Source organism: Pseudoalteromonas sp. MT33b (assembly GCF_014117385.1).
GTDB classification, from domain to species: Bacteria; Pseudomonadota; Gammaproteobacteria; order Enterobacterales; family Alteromonadaceae; genus Pseudoalteromonas; species Pseudoalteromonas lipolytica.
Genome location: NZ_CP059831.1, coordinates 430,988 through 447,589, shown reverse-complemented (window position 1 = coordinate 447,589; position 16,602 = coordinate 430,988). Strand labels below are relative to the sequence as shown.

At 42.7% G+C, this 16,602-nt stretch carries 20 protein-coding genes; 12 read left to right on the top strand and 8 right to left on the bottom strand.

Features of this window, described 5'->3' with window-relative positions:
* Positions 1–2 precede the first annotated feature (2 nt).
* From murA to H3302_RS02130, 7 genes are read right to left on the bottom strand one after another with little or no spacing between them, the layout of a single operon-like run.
* Entirely contained in the window at positions 3–1,262 is a 1,260-nt protein-coding gene (murA, locus tag H3302_RS02160; protein ID WP_036971287.1) for a UDP-N-acetylglucosamine 1-carboxyvinyltransferase, read from the bottom strand.
* 15 nt (positions 1,263–1,277) lie between these two features.
* Positions 1,278–1,535 (bottom strand): BolA family protein, encoded by a 258-nt coding sequence (locus H3302_RS02155; protein ID WP_065978178.1) that lies wholly within the window; start codon positions 1,533–1,535, stop codon positions 1,278–1,280.
* Between the two features lie 5 nt (positions 1,536–1,540).
* Complete coding sequence (locus tag H3302_RS02150; protein WP_036971292.1) at positions 1,541–1,834, bottom strand: lipid asymmetry maintenance protein MlaB; 294 nt, start codon at positions 1,832–1,834, stop codon at positions 1,541–1,543.
* Positions 1,827–2,504 (bottom strand): phospholipid-binding protein MlaC, encoded by a 678-nt coding sequence (locus tag H3302_RS02145; protein ID WP_074989675.1) that lies wholly within the window; start codon positions 2,502–2,504, stop codon positions 1,827–1,829. The genes H3302_RS02150 and H3302_RS02145 overlap by 8 nt, the downstream gene beginning before the upstream one ends.
* Positions 2,505–2,506: 2 nt before the next feature.
* Positions 2,507–3,055, bottom strand: coding sequence for an outer membrane lipid asymmetry maintenance protein MlaD (gene mlaD, locus H3302_RS02140; protein WP_036971296.1), 549 nt, complete (start codon positions 3,053–3,055; stop codon positions 2,507–2,509).
* Positions 3,056–3,068: 13 nt separating this feature from the next.
* The gene (gene mlaE / locus H3302_RS02135) at positions 3,069–3,848 is read right to left on the bottom strand and encodes a lipid asymmetry maintenance ABC transporter permease subunit MlaE (RefSeq protein WP_065978179.1); all 780 of its coding nucleotides are present in this window, start codon (positions 3,846–3,848) and stop codon (positions 3,069–3,071) included.
* Positions 3,841–4,659, bottom strand: a complete 819-nt coding sequence (locus tag H3302_RS02130) for an ATP-binding cassette domain-containing protein (RefSeq protein ID WP_074989679.1) — start codon at positions 4,657–4,659, stop codon at positions 3,841–3,843. Before H3302_RS02130 ends, mlaE begins: the two co-directional genes overlap by 8 nt.
* 248 nt (positions 4,660–4,907) lie before the next feature.
* Between H3302_RS02130 and H3302_RS02125 the strand changes: the two genes are divergently transcribed.
* From H3302_RS02125 to mgtE, 12 genes are all read left to right on the top strand, one after another.
* Positions 4,908–5,876: a calcium/sodium antiporter gene (locus tag H3302_RS02125; protein WP_036971303.1), complete on the top strand. Its 969-nt coding sequence runs from the start codon at positions 4,908–4,910 to the stop codon at positions 5,874–5,876.
* A 3-nt stretch (positions 5,877–5,879) separates the two neighbouring features.
* Complete coding sequence (locus H3302_RS02120; protein WP_036971306.1) at positions 5,880–6,851, top strand: KpsF/GutQ family sugar-phosphate isomerase; 972 nt, start codon at positions 5,880–5,882, stop codon at positions 6,849–6,851.
* A gap of 2 nt (positions 6,852–6,853) precedes the next feature.
* Positions 6,854–7,405, top strand: a complete 552-nt coding sequence (gene kdsC, locus H3302_RS02115) for a 3-deoxy-manno-octulosonate-8-phosphatase KdsC (RefSeq protein WP_036971309.1) — start codon at positions 6,854–6,856, stop codon at positions 7,403–7,405.
* Positions 7,402–7,956 (top strand): LPS export ABC transporter periplasmic protein LptC, encoded by a 555-nt coding sequence (lptC, locus tag H3302_RS02110; protein WP_065978180.1) that lies wholly within the window; start codon positions 7,402–7,404, stop codon positions 7,954–7,956. The genes kdsC and lptC overlap by 4 nt, the downstream gene beginning before the upstream one ends.
* Complete coding sequence (gene lptA, locus H3302_RS02105) at positions 7,946–8,467, top strand: lipopolysaccharide transport periplasmic protein LptA (protein WP_036971315.1); 522 nt, start codon at positions 7,946–7,948, stop codon at positions 8,465–8,467. Before lptC ends, lptA begins: the two co-directional genes overlap by 11 nt.
* A complete protein-coding gene (gene lptB, locus H3302_RS02100; protein WP_036971319.1) occupies positions 8,464–9,189 on the top strand; it encodes an LPS export ABC transporter ATP-binding protein in 726 nt (241 codons plus the stop codon). Before lptA ends, lptB begins: the two co-directional genes overlap by 4 nt.
* Before the next feature lie 114 nt (positions 9,190–9,303).
* On the top strand, positions 9,304–10,800 hold the full coding sequence (locus tag H3302_RS02095; protein ID WP_036971323.1) for an RNA polymerase factor sigma-54: 1,497 nt from the start codon (positions 9,304–9,306) through the stop codon (positions 10,798–10,800).
* A 26-nt stretch (positions 10,801–10,826) separates the two neighbouring features.
* A complete protein-coding gene (gene hpf / locus H3302_RS02090; RefSeq protein ID WP_036971325.1) occupies positions 10,827–11,114 on the top strand; it encodes a ribosome hibernation promoting factor in 288 nt (95 codons plus the stop codon).
* 3 nt (positions 11,115–11,117) lie between these two features.
* A complete protein-coding gene (gene ptsN, locus H3302_RS02085) occupies positions 11,118–11,570 on the top strand; it encodes a PTS IIA-like nitrogen regulatory protein PtsN (RefSeq protein WP_036971327.1) in 453 nt (150 codons plus the stop codon).
* Positions 11,571–12,419 (top strand): RNase adapter RapZ, encoded by an 849-nt coding sequence (rapZ, locus tag H3302_RS02080; RefSeq protein ID WP_036971328.1) that lies wholly within the window; start codon positions 11,571–11,573, stop codon positions 12,417–12,419.
* 9 nt (positions 12,420–12,428) lie between these two features.
* Complete coding sequence (locus H3302_RS02075; protein WP_036971331.1) at positions 12,429–12,701, top strand: HPr family phosphocarrier protein; 273 nt, start codon at positions 12,429–12,431, stop codon at positions 12,699–12,701.
* A 215-nt stretch (positions 12,702–12,916) separates the two neighbouring features.
* Entirely contained in the window at positions 12,917–14,275 is a 1,359-nt protein-coding gene (gene mgtE / locus H3302_RS02070) for a magnesium transporter (RefSeq protein ID WP_036971332.1), read from the top strand.
* Between the two features lie 40 nt (positions 14,276–14,315).
* Here the strand turns inward: mgtE and H3302_RS02065 are convergent, their stop codons facing one another.
* Positions 14,316–16,493, bottom strand: coding sequence for a YgiQ family radical SAM protein (locus H3302_RS02065; RefSeq protein WP_065978184.1), 2,178 nt, complete (start codon positions 16,491–16,493; stop codon positions 14,316–14,318).
* Positions 16,494–16,602: the final 109 nt, after the last annotated feature.

Below are 16,602 nucleotides of genomic sequence, written 5' to 3'. Positions count from 1 at the left end.
TCTTAACTCGAACGACGCTTAATATTAGCACCCAATGCACTGAGCTTATCTTCTATGCGTTGATAACCACGGTCAACGTGATAGATTCTATCAACGATTGTTTCACCTTGTGCCACAATCCCCGTCAGTATAAGACTGGCTGACGCACGTAAATCCGTTGCCATCACTTGTGCACCCGATAACCTTTCGGTATCACCACAAATCGCCGTGTTGCCCTCTAAGCGGATATTGGCTCCCATACGCTGTAACTCAGGGACATGCATAAAACGATTTTCAAATATCGTTTCGGTAATTGTTGCACTGCCCTTCGCCACAACATTAAGCGCGGTAAATTGTGCTTGCATGTCTGTTGGGAAGCCAGGATGTGGCATGGTCTTAATATTCACCGCTTTTAATTCACGGCCACGCATATCTAAGTAAATACTGTTATCGGTTACTTCTACGAATGCATTTGTCGCACGCAGTTTCTCAATAACAGGGTCAAGGCTATGGTGATCGGTGTTTTTACAAAGCACTTCACCACCGGCCATCGCAGCAGCAACCAAAAAAGTGCCCGTTTCGATACGGTCAGGTAAAATACTGTACTCGCAGCCTGACAGTGATTCGACACCTTCAACTTCAATTCGGCTCGTACCGGCTCCGGTTATCTTTGCCCCCATGGCAATTAAACAGTTAGCAAGGTCCGTGATTTCAGGCTCACGTGCTGCATTCTCAAGCACCGTTTTGCCATCAGCCAGTGTCGCTGCCATCAATAAATTTTCTGTGGCCCCTACACTTACCATTTCCATGAAAATTTCAGCACCTTTCAAACGACCGTCTACTTTGGCGTTAATGTAGCCGTTTTCTACTTTGATAACCGCCCCCATACGCTCAAGGCCTTGGATATGGATATCAACAGGACGTGCACCTATCGCACAGCCGCCAGGCAGCGATACTTGTGCTTCACCAAAACGTGCCACAAGCGGGCCAAGTGCAAGCACTGATGCACGCATTTGCTTTACTAACTCATACGGAGCGAGTGTTTTATTAACGGTTGCACCGTCGATAACCAGCGTATCTTGTTGCCATTCAACATTAGCACCTAAGGTCTTTAATAAAGCCTCTGTGGTACCAATATCGCGTAAACGAGGCACATTGCTAAAAGTACTTTTACCCTGCCCTAAAAGCGCAGCAAAAAGAATTGGAAGAGCGGCATTTTTAGCGCCAGAGATAGTAACTTCACCTGCCAGTGAGGTACCACCTTGAATAACGAATTGATCCATAAGTGGAGCCTACGACTATTGAGGTAAAATGAATTTTTGTTCGCGTTTCCATTCAGTGGGTGTGAATGCTTTAATTGACACCGCATGAATTGTACCGTCTGAGATAGTTGACATTAACGGGGCATACACCAATTGCTGTTTTTTAACGCGAGTTAAACCGTCAAAACACTCACCCACTGCAATCACTTCATAGTGGCTACCATTTGCTTTAACAATGACTTCATCTAATTTTAGTTCGTCGCGTAATAACGTTTCGACTTGGCTTGTTTCCATAAATCTCACTCAAATAAGTTTGTGACCTGCCCCAACTGCATTAACTTTTGCAATTGCTCAGGTGTATTTTGCAGTTCAAGGCGAATACCTTGCTGCTTTAATTCTGCGAAAGAGTGAATTAACCAAGCTAAGCCCGCTGTGTCAACCCTCGATACATCAGAAAGGTCAAAATACCATGTTTTATGCTTAGATTCTGGCTTAGCGTTAAGAAGGCGTTCATGGCCGATTGAATTTCGAGTCAGTTCACCACTGACTCGAAACTGGTTATCTTCAAGCTGAGTAATCGATATTTTACTCATCACCACCTTCGCCTCTAAACTGAACAGGTAGCTGGCTCTTTTGCTCAAGTAAGTCACTCACATACTCAATACCTTGCTGGCGAAGGATACCTTGCATTTCGCTTTGCTTAGCATCTAGTAAACTGATGCCTTCAGCAATCATATCGTATGCACGCCAATTTCCATCTCTGTCTTCGCGTACTTTAAAATCGATTTTAATATCAGGTTTACCTGGTTCAACAATCTTCGTTTTTACAACGACAACATCTTGGCCTTTAAACGGCTGCGCAGGTGCAAACTCGACACTTTGATTGGTGTACTGAGTAAACACACCGGCGTATGTGGCAATCAAATATTTTTGAAATACATCGATAAAGCGCTGAAGCTCTTTAATCGCTTTGGCTTTTTCTTCTTTATCTTCAATCGCACGCACTTTTGAGACATGATTACCTAATACACGCAATGCCGCGTATTTGTAATCAATGTAGGGCATTAACTCTTCTTCAACAATGGTACGAAGATACTCTTTGTCTTTCTCTATTAGTGGTTGATCGTTGGTGATTCTTGCAAAAGTGTTATCAGACACTTTACGCACCATTTTATAAGGGTCTTTTAAATCAACCTCGGGTTCAGCGGCCTGTGTATTAAACGCAAATACCACAGCCAAACAGATTAAAAATTTCTTAAACATAATTATTCACCACCCTGGTTGAATAAGAACTGACCAATCAACTCTTCTAATACTAACGCTGATTTTGTATCGGTAATAAAGTCACCATCGGCGAGCGCTCTACTTTCAACACCGAACAAATCATCCAATCCTGCATCTTGCTCATCCACAGTCACATCTTCACCCATACAACGTTGTTCAGCAGATTGCGGTGCAATAACAGGATTAATCCCCAAATACTGCTCACCCAAAATCCCTGATGTTAAGATAGAGATAGACGTTGTGTCTGAAAACTTACATAAATAATTGGCGTCAATGGCCATATTAACCACTGGCACAAACTCTTTTGGGTGAATTGAAATAGACTCAACACGTCCAATCACCACGCCCCCGACTTTAATTGGGGCACGGGCTTTTAAAGAGCCAATATTTTCAAACTTTGCATTCAGTTGGTAAGTTTCACCGTTACCACTAATGCCAGCGTTAGCCACTTTAAATGCTAATAAAGCAAACGCAGCAATACCAAGGGCTACAAAAAAGCCAACTAAAATTTCTAATTTCCGTGAATTCATCTTTATACCCTAATTAGCTGGTAAACATTACCGCTGTTAAAATAAAGTCAAAACCTAAAACTGCCAGTGACGAGTGCACAACGGTTTCTGTTGTCGCTTTGCTGATCCCCTCAGAAGTAGGAATACAGTCATAGCCTTTGTAAAGCGCAATCCACGTCACAATCATGGCAAAAACAAAACTTTTAATCATGCCATTTACAATGTCTTCTTGAAATGACACTTGTGATTGCATAATCGACCAGAAACTACCTGAGTCAACACCTAGCCAATCAACCCCCACTAAATGCGCCCCAATAATAGCGACGGCAGAAAAAATAAGAGCCAACAATGGCATGCTTATAAAACCCGCCCAAAAACGCGGTGCAATAATGCGTTTCAGTGGGTCTATCGCCATCATTTCTAAGCTTGATAATTGTTCTGTGGCTTTCATTAAACCAATTTCAGCGGTCAGCGCACTGCCTGCTCGACCTGCAAATAACAAAGCGGTGACAACAGGCCCTAACTCACGAAGCAAACTCAGCGCCACTAAGGGACCTAAACTGTCTTCGGCGCCATAGCCAACTAATACGGTGAAGCCCTGCAGCGCGAGCACCATACCGATAAATAAGCCAGATACCATGATAATGAGTAATGACTGTGACCCGACCATATACAATTGGCGGATCAGTAATGGCGTGCCTTTTTTAACGTTTGGCACACTCACCAAAGCACCAAACAGCATTTGCGTAGAGCGACCAAGCGCAGCAAAACGCCCTAGCGTTTTGTGACCTAACCTCTGTAATAGATCAAGCATGGTGTACCCCTAACAACTCTTCTTCATACGCAGGAGCAGGATAATGAAATGGGACAGGACCATCCGACAACCCTTTTAAGAACTGCTGAACAAGCTCTGATTGATGATTTAGCATTTGCTCAGGCGAGCCTTCACCAATCACGCCTTGATCAGCAATAATAATGACATGATCAGCAATACTGAGTACCTCTGTCACATCGTGCGTCACAATTAATGAAGATAAACCTAACACTTGGTTTAATGACTTTATTAATTTAACCAACACCCCCATTGAAATTGGGTCTTGGCCAGCGAATGGCTCATCATACATGATAAGTTCGGGGTCAAGCGCAATAGAGCGCGCTAACGCCGCACGGCGTGCCATTCCTCCAGATAACTCTGAAGGCATTAAGTCTTGCGCACCACGCAAACCAACCGCTTGTAATTTCATGAGCACGACAAGGCGAATAAGATCTTCACTAAGTTGAGTATGTTCACGCAAAGGAAAAGCGATATTGTCAAATACAGACATATCGGTAAATAAAGCGCCGCTTTGAAACAGCATACTCATTTTGGTTCGGGCAGCGTACAGCTCCTTGCGCGACATGCTTGGAATACTGTTGCCCTCAAATAAAATGTCACCAGAATCAGGCTTAAGTTGACCGCCAATTAAACGCAACATGGTGGTTTTACCAATGCCGCTGGGTCCCATGATAGCGGTTATTTTGCCTTTCGGAATGTTAAAACTCATATTTTTATATATGATTCTATCGCCCCGTGAAAAGGTTACATCCTTGATTTCTACTATTGATTGCGACAAGTCGCTCTCCATAACTTTTTTCACTAGTTCTGCCATTTTAAGGGTTTTTTAGTCAAGATGGAAAAAACAAATCGTAAAATTTTGTAATATTTACTATCAAATGAATCTAAGACTAATAACGTATGGCTTAACCCCCGCTTAAATTAAGATTGTAACAACACCGCCCTTAATCATTGCCAGCTCATTCTTTTACTTATACTTTCAGGTTCGGTTTTGTTACTATTTGCAGTCATCTGTTTAAGTAATATTGGCGTATCACAATGGTGACTTCTTTTGTCATTTTAATTATTGGTTTTGCAGCACTCGTTTGGAGTGCCGATCGTTTTGTTTATGGGGCAGCCGCGCTGGCAAAAAATATGGGGATCCCCACCCTAATTATCGGTTTAACGGTTGTGGCTATGGGGTCATCAGCACCTGAAATGATGGTGTCGGCATCTGCAGCACTTGCAAACAAAACGGATACCGCTGTCGGAAACGCTATTGGCTCTAATATTACCAACATTCTGCTTGTACTGGGAGTCACGGCCCTATTACGTCCTCTGTCTGTTTCTTCAATGACGCTAAAACGCGAAATGCCACTTGTGTTAATCGTATCGATTGGCGCGTGGTATGTATTTTCAGACAACTATTTTTCATTCGCCGAAGGGATTGCTTTAATACTTGCTTTTGCCGTATTTATTGCCGGATTAGTGATCATTTCATTGCGAGCAAAAAATCAAGATGACCCTTTTGTTAGTGAAGCCTGTGAAGATGTGCCCGATAATGTCAGCACGCGTTCGGCAGTATTATGGCTTGTGGTCGGCATGATTTTGCTACCAATTAGCTCACACTTTCTAGTGGGTTCGGCGGTTGATATTGCCAAATATTTTGGTCTTTCTGATCTGGTTATTGGTTTAACAATTATTGCTATTGGTACCAGTTTACCTGAGCTTGCTGCCTGTATTGCAGGTGTCTTAAAAAATGAAGACGATTTAGCACTGGGCAACATTGTTGGCTCAAATATTTTTAATTTGCTGGCTGTACTGCCACTGGCAGGTATTATTAATCCATCGGTTATCGACCCATCAGCCGCTAACCGCGATGCACTTATTATGATAGCGGCCACCATTGTGTTAATTGCCATGTCATTGAACTTAAAAGGTGCACGTCGTATCAATAGAATTGAAGGTGGCTTTTTGTTAGTCGCATTTATTGCATATCAAGGCTATATTTTCAGCCAAATAGGATAATCAATGACGCAACATAGCTTTATCGCGCAAGGCAAGCGCGTACTCGAAATTGAAGCGCAAGCATTAAAAGAAATTGATCAATACATTGACCAGCATTTCAATAATGCCTGTCAATTAATGTTCCAATGTACTGGGCGAATTATCGTTATTGGCATGGGCAAGTCAGGCCACGTAGGTAATAAAATTGCTGCCACACTCGCCAGCACAGGAACACCTGCATTTTTTGTTCACCCAGGTGAAGCAAGCCACGGTGACCTTGGTATGATTACCCGTGATGACGTGGTTATGTGCATTTCAAATTCAGGGGAAACGAGCGAAGTTGTCAGTATTATTCCTGTCATTAAGCGCATTGGCGCAAAAATGATTTCGCTAACAGGCAACCCAGACTCAACAATGGCCACGCTTTCTGACGTACATGTGTGTATTAAAGTAAGCAAAGAAGCGTGCCCACTGGGCCTTGCGCCAACAGCCAGCACAACGGCAACGCTAGTCATGGGCGATGCAATGGCTGTAGCACTGCTTGAGGCAAGAGGCTTTACAGCAGACGATTTTGCACTTTCTCACCCAGGCGGAAGCTTAGGAAAACGTTTATTGCTTTGTCTTAGTGATGTTATGCACGCAGGTGAGGCCACTCCCATTGTTAATGAATCGCAAAGTATCAAAGATGCATTAATTGAAATGTCGGCAAAAGGCCTCGGTATGACTGCAATTGTTGGTGATGACAACACACTATCGGGACTTTTTACTGATGGTGATTTACGACGTATTTTAGAGCAACGGGTTGATATTCACAGCACCGCAATTAGCCAAGTAATGACTCGCTCATGCACAACTGCACACGCTGATATGCTGGCCGCAGAAGCGCTTAATATTATGGAACGTAAACGTATTAATGGTTTGATTGTAATCGACAAAAGCAACACCCCCATTGGCGCGCTTAACATGCAAGACCTTTTAAAAGCAGGAGTACTTTAAGCATGACATTTGCTGAGCTTTACCAACCAGTAAGCACAGACGTGAGTCAACGTGCTCAAAAAATAAAACTGCTTATTTGTGATATTGATGGTGTTTTTTCAGATGGCCGTATTTATTTAGGCAATCAAGGCGAAGAGCTTAAAGCTTTCAATACAAAAGATGGATTCGGCATTAAAGCCCTTATCAATAGTGGTTTTCAGGTGGCCGTTATCACGGGACGCCATTCACAAATAGTTCAGCAGCGAATGACTAGCCTTACGGTACAACATATTTATCAGGGCCAAGAAAATAAGCTCATTGCTTATCAAGAGTTAAAAGATAAACTTAGCTTAACAGATGAGCAAATTGCCTATATTGGTGACGATGGTCCAGACTTACCGGTTATGGAAAAAGTCGGATTTGCCGTTGCTGTTAATGATGCTCATCCATTAATCAAAAAACTGGCTCATTACACCACCCTGTTACCTGGTGGCTTTGGAGCTGTGCGTGAACTAACTGATTTATTAATGCTAGAAAATGGCAAACCGCTAACTAGCGATGGAACGAGCGCATGAATATAGCCCGTATTTTACTAAGTGTTGTTTTTGTTTGTAGCATGGTTTGGTTATGGTATCCGTACTTTAATCAACCGACAAACACAGTGCTCAGTGAAGACGAGATTATCGCTACACCTGATTATACCGCAATCGCATTAAAGCAAACAGCCTATGATGATCAAGGTAAAATCAGTCATAAAGTGGCCGCTGCTAAAATGGAGCTGTATCAACAGCTCGGGTTCACCTTTTTTGAGCAACCCATTTTCACCATTTACGGTGATCAGCAAGTTTGGCAAGTAAAAGCCAAAGAAGCCACGTTATATGAAAACGATCAGCTTGTATTCGAAGGGGATGTAGTTGCTAAAAACCTTACCCATAATGGCATGATCGAAGATATTAAAGCTGAGAACATTAACATCGACATTGACAAAATGACCATGTTTTCTAAGCAACCTGTCACGCTGACAGGACCGAATTTAAAAATTACCGGTAAAGGTTTAAAAGCCGATTTAAAAGCCGAAATTGTTGAGTTAACTAACCATACACGAACCATATACTATGACCAATAAACTTAAGAAATTACTCCTGATCCCAAGCTTATTGATTGCGTTTTCTGGCGCAGCTGCTGAGCAGGCTGGCACACCAATCAGCATTAGCTCTGATCGCCAAGAAGGTCAGCTAAAAAATGGCATTGGTATCTTCGAAGATAATGTCGAGATCATACATGGTAACCGTCGTATTACAGCGGATCGACTCGAAGCACATGCAGGTGAAGTTGAAGGCACGGTTGAATTAATTATTGCCACAGGAAAGCCCGCTTACTTTGAAGAAAAACAAGCTGACGGCACTATTATGAGCGCCAGTGCTGAAGAAGTTCGTTACGATGTTGCTAAACGCTTATTAACACTCGTTGGCAATGCACAAGTGACTCAAGCAGGCCAAAAAGTCAGTGCCAAGAGCATTACATACGATATGGAACAGCAACTGATAAGTGCCGAGAAAGATGAAAACTCGACCGATCGTGTACACACTATTTTAGTGCCTGTTGATAACAAAAAGAACGATGAAGGCCAGCCATGAGCACACTAAAAGCAGAGCTATTAGCTAAAAGCTATAAGGGTCGCCAAGTTGTAAAAAATGTAGGCCTTGAGGTAGAAGCTGGCAGCATTGTCGGTTTACTTGGGCCAAATGGCGCAGGTAAAACAACCACCTTTTACATGATTGTGGGATTAGTGCCCAGTGACAAAGGTAAAATAAGCATTGATGATAACGATATCACCTTATTGCCAATGCACAGCCGCGCTCGCTTAGGTATTGGCTATTTGCCACAAGAATCATCGATTTTTAGAAAACTGACCGTTTATCAAAACTTAATGGCCATTTTAGAGACCCGTAAAGATCTCAATAAACAAGGCCGCGAAGAAACACTTAACAGCTTACTTGATGAATTTAGCATTCAACACATTCGTGACAGCCAAGGTATGGCATTGTCAGGGGGTGAACGCCGTCGTGTTGAAATAGCACGCGCACTGGCCGCTGACCCTAAATTTATTTTGCTCGATGAGCCTTTTGCTGGTGTTGATCCTATTTCAGTGTTAGATATAAAGAAAATTATTGAGCACTTAAAAAATCGTGGTATTGGTGTATTAATTACTGACCACAATGTGAGAGAAACCCTTGATGTTTGTGAAAAAGCCTACATTGTTTCTCATGGGGAGCTAATTGCATCAGGTACACCTGAACATGTGTTAGCCGACCAAACTGTACGCGATGTGTATCTAGGCGAGCAATTCAGGCTTTAAATACGCCACCGACTAGAGCATCTGCTAGACTTATAACAATGACAATAAATCAAATAAATAGTTAACGGCATCGTGCTATTGTTTGATAAGACTAAAAAGGATTGTTAGGGATACATGAGGCAATCATTACAGCTGCGCATGGGCCAGCAACTTACAATGACTCCACAACTGCAACAGGCTATCCGTTTGTTGCAGCTCAGTACATTGGATCTCCAGCAAGAAATTCAAGAAGCGTTAGACTCTAACCCTTTGCTTGAAGTTGAAGAAGCAGATTATGCAGAAGAGAGTATTGGCAAGAACGAGCAGAAAGCCGAATCTGACGATACCCAACTAAGCGCGTCGGCTGACGAAGCTGCAAGCGAGTACGAGCAAGAAAGCAGTGATGCCCTCAACAAAGACACCGTAAGTGACGACTTAGCAATGGATGTTACGTGGGATGAGTACATGAGTGCTGCCCCATCAAGTTCCTCAGGTCCAATGCCTGAAGATGAATCAATTTACCAAGGCGCATCAACCGAAACTCTCCACGAATACCTAATGTGGCAGTTACAACTGACTCCATTCAGCCCAACAGACGAAGCGATTGCCGTTGCGATTGTTGAGGCAATTGATGATTCGGGTATTTTAACCGTAAGCTGCGAAGACATTGTTGAAAGCTTCAATCAAAATAACGATGAAGAAGAAATCGAACTTGATGAAGTCGAAGCTGTCTTAAAAAGAATCCAATTATTCGATCCTGTCGGTATTGGCGCCCGTAGTTTACAAGAATGTTTGTGTATTCAATTACGCCAATTCGATGCTGACACCCCCTATTTAGCTGAAACTAAAATGGTGTTATCAGAACATATTGAATTATTAGCGAGTCGTGACTATCGCACTTTGATGAAAAAGACTAAGCTTAAAGAAAGTGAGCTGAAAGAAGTCATGACATTGATCCACAGCTTAAATCCAAAGCCTGCGGATACCATTGTTAGAGAAGAGTCTGAATACGTGATACCCGATGTATCCGTAAAAAAAATAAAAGGCCGTTGGGTAGTTGAACTAAACCCAGACTGCATGCCGAAAATCAGAGTGAATAGCCACTATGCGGCGATGTCACGTTCTGTAAAATCAAGCAGTGATAGCCAATTTATTCGCTCTCATTTACAAGAAGCAAAATGGTTTATTAAAAGCTTAGAAAGCCGTAATGACACGTTATTAAAAGTGACTAACTGTATTGTTCAACAACAACAGGCTTTCTTTGAACATGGTCCTGAGGCCATGAAACCCATGGTATTAAATGATGTCGCAGAAATGGTCGAAATGCATGAATCAACAATTTCGCGAGTAACAACACAAAAATACATGCATACCCCGCGGGGAATTTTTGAGTTGAAATATTTCTTCTCCAGCCATGTAAGCACTGAAAATGGGGGTGAGTGTTCATCTACGGCAATTCGCGCTTTAATCAAAAAGCTAATCGCCGCAGAAAACACAGCTAAACCATTGAGTGATAGCAAAATTGCAGATATATTGGCTGAGCAAGGAATTAAAGTAGCTAGACGGACAATAGCAAAATATCGAGAGTCTCTAGCAATACCTCCGTCGAATCAGCGTAAGAGTCTGATTTAGACGTTTTACATAGAAGGAAAATGCTTATGCAACTAAATTTAACTGGTCGTCATGTAGAAATCACAGATTCATTAAGAGACTATGTAAACACCAAGTTTGCGAAACTAGAAAGGCATTTTGACCACATTAATAATGTTCATGTCATTCTAGATGTAGAAAAACTAAGCCAAAAAGCAGAAGCAACTTTACATGTAAACGGAGGCGAGTTATTTGCCTCTACTGAACACCAAGATATGTATGCAGCCATCGACTCGTTAATCGATAAACTTGATCGTCAAGTAATTAAACACAAAGAGAAATTAGCTCGACACTAAATTATGAAACTTAGTTCACTTACTAACCAGGACTGCAGCAAAGCTGCGGTCCTTTTTAATAGCAAAAAAAGAATTCTCGAATTTATCAGCGAACTGGCTCATGAGCAGCTCCCTCATTTATCTCAGCAAGATATACTCAATGCCCTATTGAACAGAGAAAAATTGGGCAGCACGGGTATTGGCCGAGGTATTGCGATTCCACATGGTCGTATGAGCGGTGCAGATCAGCCACACGCATTTGTAATTGTGAGTGAGTCACCTATAAATTTTGATGCAATTGATAATCGTCCAGTGGATATTTTTGTCGCACTCATCGTACCAGATGGTGACTGTCAGCTTCATCTAAAGACCTTATCAACAATTGCTGATAGACTTAAAGACAAAGAATTTTGTAAACAGCTACGCAGTGCTAAAACAGATAGTGATCTGTTTAAAGTCATTGCATCAGAGGCATAAATGGAATTAATTATTATCAGCGGTCGCTCTGGTTCAGGTAAATCAGTCGCTTTACGAGTACTTGAAGACTTAGGCTATTACTGCGTTGATAATATTCCTGTAAACCTGCTTCCTTCGTTAGTACGCAGTGTGTCAGATAATTACGACAAAATTGCTGTAAGTATCGATGTGCGTAACCTGCCGAAAGAACAGCAAGAATTTAACGATATTCTTGAGTATTTACCGGGCTTTGCAAAACCTACGTTGTTTTATTTAGATAGTGATGATCAAACACTGATCAAACGATTCTCTGAAACACGCCGCTTACACCCATTATCGATTGACTCGCTGCCGCTTGATTTAGCGATTAAACAAGAAAAAGTATTACTGGATGTTTTGATCACCCGTGCCGATTTTATGATTGATACGACCGATCTCAGCGTGCATCAGCTTGCCGAATCTATTCGCGAAAAAATACTGGGTAAAAAAGACAAAAAGCTCATTATTACTTTTATGTCGTTTGGCTTTAAGCACGGTATTCCAAAAGAAGCTGATTACGTATTTGATGCTCGCTTTTTACCGAATCCACACTGGGAACCGGATCTAAAACCACTGACAGGCTTAGACCAACCAGTAAAAGATTACCTTGCTAGTCACAGCATAGTGCAAAAGTTTACATGGCAAATTCAAACCTTTGTACAAACATGGCTCCCTCACCTAGAGCGAAATAATCGCAGTTATTTAACCATTGCGATTGGCTGCACAGGTGGACAACATCGCTCAGTTTACTTAGCGCAAACCATTGGTGAGAGCTTTTCGAAAAGTCACGCAAACGTGAAAATACGCCACCGCGAGCAAGATACCCAATAGGCAACGACGATGCATGCTGAAGACACTTTTTTAATCCAAAATAAGCTAGGTTTACATGCACGAGCAGCCACGGTTTTAGCACAACTTGCACTGCAATTCGATGCTAAAATAACCCTTTACCAAGACGATAAAGAAGCCGAAGGCGATAGTGTATTAGCCTTAATGTTACTCGAGAGCAGCCAAGGCAAAGAAGTCCGTGTGGTGTGTGAAGGCCCCGATGCTGACGCAGCACTCAATGCAATAGGCGAATTAATTGCACAACGCTTTCATGAACAAGAATAGCATTTGCTAAGCCTTGACTGTTTACGTTAAACTTGCATTGGGTATTTAAAATTCCTGTTAAATATCCTACTTTTATATCGCTCGCTTCTCTAAAATACATTTTTCTTAGTAAATTTATCTCAGTGCGGCGATATCCCTGCAAATACTAAATTTAGCAACTATGCTGTATTTGCTGAGTCAGATTTTAAGCTATTTTTTCAGTTGTAAGGACGCCAATGCCAGAAGCCTTTGAACAAGATTACCCGCTACAACAACTAAAACAGGTGACCAAGTCACTCAATAGTGGTCAATTTGTTCAAGTGCGTGGCATGTTAGCAAAAACAGCACCGTGTGATACCGCACTCCTTTTAGAATCATCCCCGCATAAAATTCGCCGTATGCTTTGGCAGCTGGTAGACCCTGATGTGCGTGGTGACGTATTAGAAGAGCTCTCAGAAGATGTACGTTTAGGCATTATTGCCCAAATGGAACCTGAGCACATTGCTGCCGCAACCGAAGACATGGACGACGATGATTTAGGTGAGGTTCTTCGTAGCCTACCTGATACAGTCTACCAAGACGTTGTCGGCGCCATGGACTCGCAAGATAGAGAAAGAGCCACCCAAGCCCTGTCTTATCAAGAGCGCTCAGCTGGTGCCTTGATGAACAGCGATACGGTAACTATTCGCCCAGACGTCACACTAGATGTTGTTTTACGCTACCTGCGTTTACGCGGCGATTTACCTGAAGGCACCGATGATTTATACGTCGTTGATAAACATAATTGCTTTTTAGGGGCATTATCTTTAACGACGTTGTTGACCAATCCCTCAGATAAAGTGGTTCGCGACCTGATGGATGAAGACTGTGAATCTATCTTAATATCTATGGATGAAAGCGACGTGGCACAATTATTCGAACGCCATAACTGGATTTCAGCCCCCGTTGTAGATGATAACGCGCACTTACTAGGGCGTATTACCATCGATGATATCGTTGACGTTATCCGTGAAGATGCCGAACATAGCTTATTAAGCTTAGCGGGTCTTGATGATGAAGAAGATACTTTTGCTCCCGTATTGAAAAGCTCGCAGCGCCGCTCTATTTGGCTAGGAGTCAACTTATTAACTGCTTTACTCGCTGCAATAGTCGCTAGTTTTTTCGAGAATACATTAGCTATCTTACCTATTCTTGCTGTACTAAATGGTATTGTTCCCTCAATGGGAGGCGTAGCAGGCAGCCAAACGCTTACACTTGTTATTCGTGGTATTGCTGTTGGCCATATAAACCAAACTAACCAACGCTTTTTATTACTCAAAGAGCTCGCTATCGGCGCGCTAAACGGGGTAATTTGGTCTATTTTAATTGCGGGTGTTGTCGCGCTGTGGCAGTGGGACTTTAAACTCGGTGCGGTGCTTGCCTTTGCTATGTTCATGAACTTAGTGGCAGCAGGTATTGCAGGGGCCAGTATTCCGCTTATTTTAAAGAGAATGAAAATTGACCCTGCATTAGCAGGCAGCGTAGTGCTTACGACGGTGACAGATATAGTGGGTATTTTTGCCTTTTTAGGCACTGCGACTTGGTTACTTATTTAAACTAAAAACGGCCCTTGTGGGCCGTTTTTCTTTGTATAATCTATGTTGCTCGTTGCTTATTTTTACCAACACGCGGTTTGGTGTTCGCCTTCTTAAATTGGCTAAAACCTGTGTGGCGGGTTAGTGCAGCTCGGCCTGTGCGCCCTTTCCCTTTCGCAGCCTTTTCATTGCGCCCTTCCTCAGGAACTAAACAATGAGGGCCTTTACCAATGAGATTCGCTTTACCCATTTTTTTAAGAGCTTCACGGATCATCGGCCAACCTGCCGGATCATGGTAACGCAAAATTGCCTTATGCAGACGACGCTGACGTGCCCCTTTTGGAACAGGTACTTGCTCCGTGTTATTTTTAATATTACGCAACGAGTTCATCTCGGTATGATAGATTGTCGTCGCATTCGCCATGGGTGAAGGATAAAAGTTCTGAACTTGATCAAGCTTAAAGTCATTCGATTTTAACCACAGCGCCATATTCACCATGTCTTCATCTTTGGTGCCTGGGTGAGCTGAGATGAAATACGGGATCAAATACTGCTTTTTACCTGCCTCTTTCGAGTATTTATCAAACAACTCTTTAAACTTGTCGTAAGCGCCCATACCTGGCTTCATCATTTTCGATAACGGGCCATCTTCGGTGTGTTCCGGTGCGATTTTCAAGTAACCACCAACATGGTGAGTGACCAGCTCTTTAACATAGCGAGGGTCTTCAACGGCTAAATCGTAACGCACACCCGATGCAATTAAGATCTTTTTAATCCCTTTTACATCACGTGCTTTTTTGTATAACTCAATCGTCGGCGTGTGGTCGGTGTCCATATGTTTACAAATATCAGGGTAAACACACGATAAACGACGGCATGTACTTTCTGCTTTTTTACTCTTACAACGTAATTTATACATGTTCGCTGTTGGGCCGCCTAAGTCAGAGATAACCCCTGTAAACCCTGGCACCTTGTCACGAATTTGTTCAATTTCGTCAATGATAGATTGCTCTGAGCGACTTTGGATAATACGTCCTTCATGTTCAGTAATCGAACAAAATGAACACCCACCAAAACAGCCTCGCATGATATTCACGGACGTTTTGATCATCTCGTAAGCAGGAATTTTTTCATCACCATAACTTGGATGTGGAATACGTTGATATGGCAAACCAAAAACGCCATCCATCTCTTCTGTTTCAAGCGGAAAAGCCGGCGGATTAACCCAAATAGAACGATCGCCATGGCGCTGAAATAATGCACGTGCACATCCGGGATTTGTTTCTTGGTGTAAAATACGTGATGCATGCGCATACAAAGGCTTGTTTACACTTACTTGCTCATAAGCTGGCAACTTAACATAGGTTTTTTCCCAAGGCTTAGGACGCGCAGGCTGAATTGTTATCGGCTTTGCCGCCTCAGCACTTAAATCAATACCGGCTTGTTTAAATTCAGATTTACTGCAGCCAACATCATCCGCACCATACGGATTAGGGATCGGGTCAATTTTGCCAATTTTATCGATGGCTGTTGAATCACTGCCGCGCCACCCTGGTAATGGCTCTTTACGAATAACCGCGGTACCACGAATGTCTTGAATTGAATCGACACTCTCACCGGCTGCAATACGATGAGCAACCTCGACCAATGGACGCTCAGCATTACCGTAGATCAAAATATCAGCTTTGGCGTCGAACAATATGCTTCGGCGCACTTTTTCTTGCCAGTAATCATAATGCGCAATACGGCGTAAACTCGCTTCAATACCACCAATCACTAATGGCACATCTTTATACGCTTCACGACAACGCTGACTATAAACAACAACTGCACGGTCAGGACGCTTTCCCCCAACATTACCAGGTGTGTAAGCATCGTCATGACGCATACGTTTTTCGGCAGTATAACGATTGATCATTGAGTCCATATTGCCCGCAGTCACCCCAAAAAAGAGGTTTGGTTTTCCAAGTGTCATAAAAGCATCTTTAGAATTCCAATCTGGCTGGGCAATAATACCAACGCGAAAACCTTGTGACTCAAGCATGCGCCCGATAACAGCCATTCCAAAGCTTGGGTGGTCTACATAGGCATCACCACTGACAATAATAACATCACAGCTGTCCCAGCCTAGCGCATCCATCTCTGCTCGGGTGGTTGGTAAAAATGGCGCTGTGCCATAGCATTCGGCCCAATACTTAGGGTAAGAAAACAGGCCACGCTCGGCTTTTAATGCGCTCATAAAATGTACTCTGCTACCAAAAAGGGGCGAATTATACCCCACTCTTAAGGATTATTATAGAAAACAAAACGCCCTTCAAATGGAAGGGCGCTTTTAAATCGTTGAGTTT